The organism is Bacillus sp. BML-BC051 (assembly GCF_019656175.1).
GTDB classification, from domain to species: domain Bacteria; phylum Bacillota; class Bacilli; order Bacillales; family Bacillaceae_G; genus Bacillus_A; species Bacillus_A mobilis.
In genome coordinates, this window is record NZ_BPLI01000139.1 from 1 (window position 1) to 2620 (window position 2620).

Annotated in this window: 4 protein-coding genes; all 4 read right to left on the bottom strand. The window is 34.5% G+C overall.

Annotated elements, in window-relative coordinates; translation table 11 throughout:
- A partial coding sequence (locus K5S59_RS29605) for an aromatic acid exporter family protein (RefSeq protein WP_236078368.1) occupies window positions 1-217 on the bottom strand: 217 nt, incomplete at its 3' end.
- Window positions 218-317: 100 nt separating this feature from the next.
- Window positions 318-1040, bottom strand: coding sequence for an amino acid ABC transporter ATP-binding protein (locus tag K5S59_RS29610; protein ID WP_000590219.1), 723 nt, complete (start codon window positions 1038-1040; stop codon window positions 318-320).
- Window positions 1033-1692 (bottom strand): amino acid ABC transporter permease, encoded by a 660-nt coding sequence (locus K5S59_RS29615; protein WP_001046924.1) that lies wholly within the window; start codon window positions 1690-1692, stop codon window positions 1033-1035. Before K5S59_RS29615 ends, K5S59_RS29610 begins: the two co-directional genes overlap by 8 nt.
- Before the next feature lie 36 nt (window positions 1693-1728).
- Entirely contained in the window at window positions 1729-2508 is a 780-nt protein-coding gene (locus K5S59_RS29620; protein ID WP_000735481.1) for a transporter substrate-binding domain-containing protein, read from the bottom strand.
- Window positions 2509-2620: the final 112 nt, after the last annotated feature.

Below are 2620 nucleotides of genomic sequence, written 5' to 3' on the forward strand. Positions count from 1 at the left end.
CTGTTTCAAAAATACAAAAAGCGAATACCATTGATAATACACAAGCTAAAAAACGATGTAACGATACTTGAAGTGATTTACGTTTCGTATTTTGTACACATAATATAACTAAAATGCCCGCTGAGCTATAAAATTCTAATCCTAATAACTGAGCAATAAAAACTGCTGCGCCTGTCCCTATTGCTGTTTTTACTGTACGGTATCCAATTTTGAACATAGCACTGCTCCTATATGTATAAACGTATTTAAATTTAGTATAAAAAAAGGATGACACAATGTCATCCTTTTCTACTTATTATTCACGTAACCGCTACATATTACAATATTTTTTGTAAAAATTGTTGCGCACGTTCACTTTTCGGTGATGCAAAAAATTCTGCTGGCGCACTATCTTCTACAAGCTTTCCACCATCTAAAAAGAGAACACGATCTGCTACTTCTTTTGCGAATCCCATTTCATGTGTAACAATCGCCATTGTCATTCCTGTCGTAACTAATGATTTCATAACTTCTAACACTTCTTTTACCATCTCTGGATCTAGCGCTGATGTTGGTTCATCAAATAACATAACTTCTGGTTCCATCGCTAACGCTCTCGCAATTGCTACACGTTGCTTTTGCCCTCCCGAAAGACGGTTTGGATACGTATCTTTTTTATCTAATAAACCGACCTTTTCTAAAAGTTTCTCGGCTTTCTTTTCAGCTTCCTGTTTCGTTACTCCTTTTACATTGATAGGAGCATACGTAATATTTTCTAATACAGTCATATGAGGAAATAGGTGAAAATGCTGAAATACCATTCCGACATTTTCACGAACGTGCATAATATTCGTTTTTGGATTCGTTACTTCTTCCGTTCCAATCCAAATGTGACCATTTGTCGGTGCTTCTAGCACATTCATACAACGTAAAAATGTTGATTTCCCTGATCCAGACGGTCCAATAATTGCTACTACTTCCCCTTTTTCAATCGTTGTTGTAATTCCTTTTAATACTTCGTTTTTTCCAAATGATTTATGAAGGTTTTCAATTTTAATCACTTTTCTTCATTCTCCCTTCAATTGCCTTCCCGACTAATGTAAGAATAATGACTAGCATATAATAAATTAGTCCAACAAAAAGTAATGGTTCAAGATATTTAAACGTCTCACCGCCTACAATATAAGCACGGCGCATTAAATCGGTCGCTCCTATTACTGTTACTACAGCCGATTCTTTCGTAAGTGTCGCAAACTCGTTCACAAGCGCTGGTAATATATTTTTTAATGCTTGAGGGAAAATAATATTTCGCATCATTTTTCCGTAAGGAATCCCTAAAGCCATCGCTGCTTCTGTTTGTCCATTATCAACCGCTTGAATGCCGGCACGAATTACCTCTGACATATATGCACCTGAATTTAAGCTAAATGCTAATACAGCTGCTACGAAGGCTGGTATTTCATAACCAATTATTTGCGGGACACCGAAATAAATAATCATTAATTGCAATACAAGTGGTGTACCACGGAAAATTGATGTATAAAAATCTGCCGCTATATTTAATGCTCGTATTCTAGCAATTTTGCAAAGCGCTAATAACGTTCCTAAAATAAACCCAACTAACGCTGATACTGCTACAATTTTCAAAGTAACTTCTAGGCCTTTTAGTATATATGGTATCGAAGGCGTAATCGCCGAAAAATCTAAGTTCATTCTGTTCATTCCCCTCACAGAAAAGTGAAAGGCAGCTTATTTTTCGCTGCCGAACCATTTCTTCACTAATTTATCCATTTCTCCATTTTCTTGCATTTTTTTAATTACTTTATTAAATTCAGCTGTTTTATCACTGTTTTTCGGAAGGGCAATTGCTGCTCCTACTTCTTCTGGTGCTTCTTTAATTTCAATTCCTTGTAATTCTTTCATTTTTCCTAAATAATTTTTAGCAACTGTATCTTCTATAATTGCAGCGTCAAAACGACCAGCTTTAATTTCTTGTACGATTTCTGGTATACGGTCACGTCCCTCAACTTTGAAATCTACTTCTTTTTTAAATTCTGCTGCTTTTTCTTCTTGAATAGATCCTGTTTGTACCCCTACTTTTTTCCCTTTTAAATCCTCTACAGATTGAATGTTAGAATCCTTTTTAGAAACGACCATGTTTTTCGCAACAAAATAAATATCTGTGAAATCAACATTATTTTTACGCTCTGCCGTTGGCGTCATACCTGCCATTACGAAATCAACTTTTCCTGAGCTAAGAGATGCTAATAAACCACCAAAATCCATATCTTTCACTTTCACTTCATAACCAAGTTCTTTTCCGATATATTTAGCAACATCAACATCAAAGCCGATAATTTCATCACTTTTTGAAGCTTCCACGTATTCATATGGTTTATAATCTGCTGAAGTCCCCATAACCAGTACTTTTTTATTTTTTCCACTAGCCTTTTCTTTCCCATTACTACAAGCGCTGAACATACTTACAATTAAAATAAGTGCAAACGATATTGATAATAACTTCTTCATCTTTCTTCCCCCTAATAATGTATATTTAAAAGTTTAATAGAATATTTATTCGATGTTTGTATTGTATCAGCACTTTCATTTTTATGCAATATATAAAATAAAAATAAATAAA

Excerpts from the sequence above, each read along its gene's own strand:
- K5S59_RS29615 (WP_001046924.1), bottom strand. The coding sequence starts at position 1,692 with ATGAACTTAGATTTTTCGGCGATTACGCCTTCGATACCATATATACTA.
- K5S59_RS29620 (WP_000735481.1), bottom strand. The coding sequence starts at position 2,508 with ATGAAGAAGTTATTATCAATATCGTTTGCACTTATTTTAATTGTAAGT.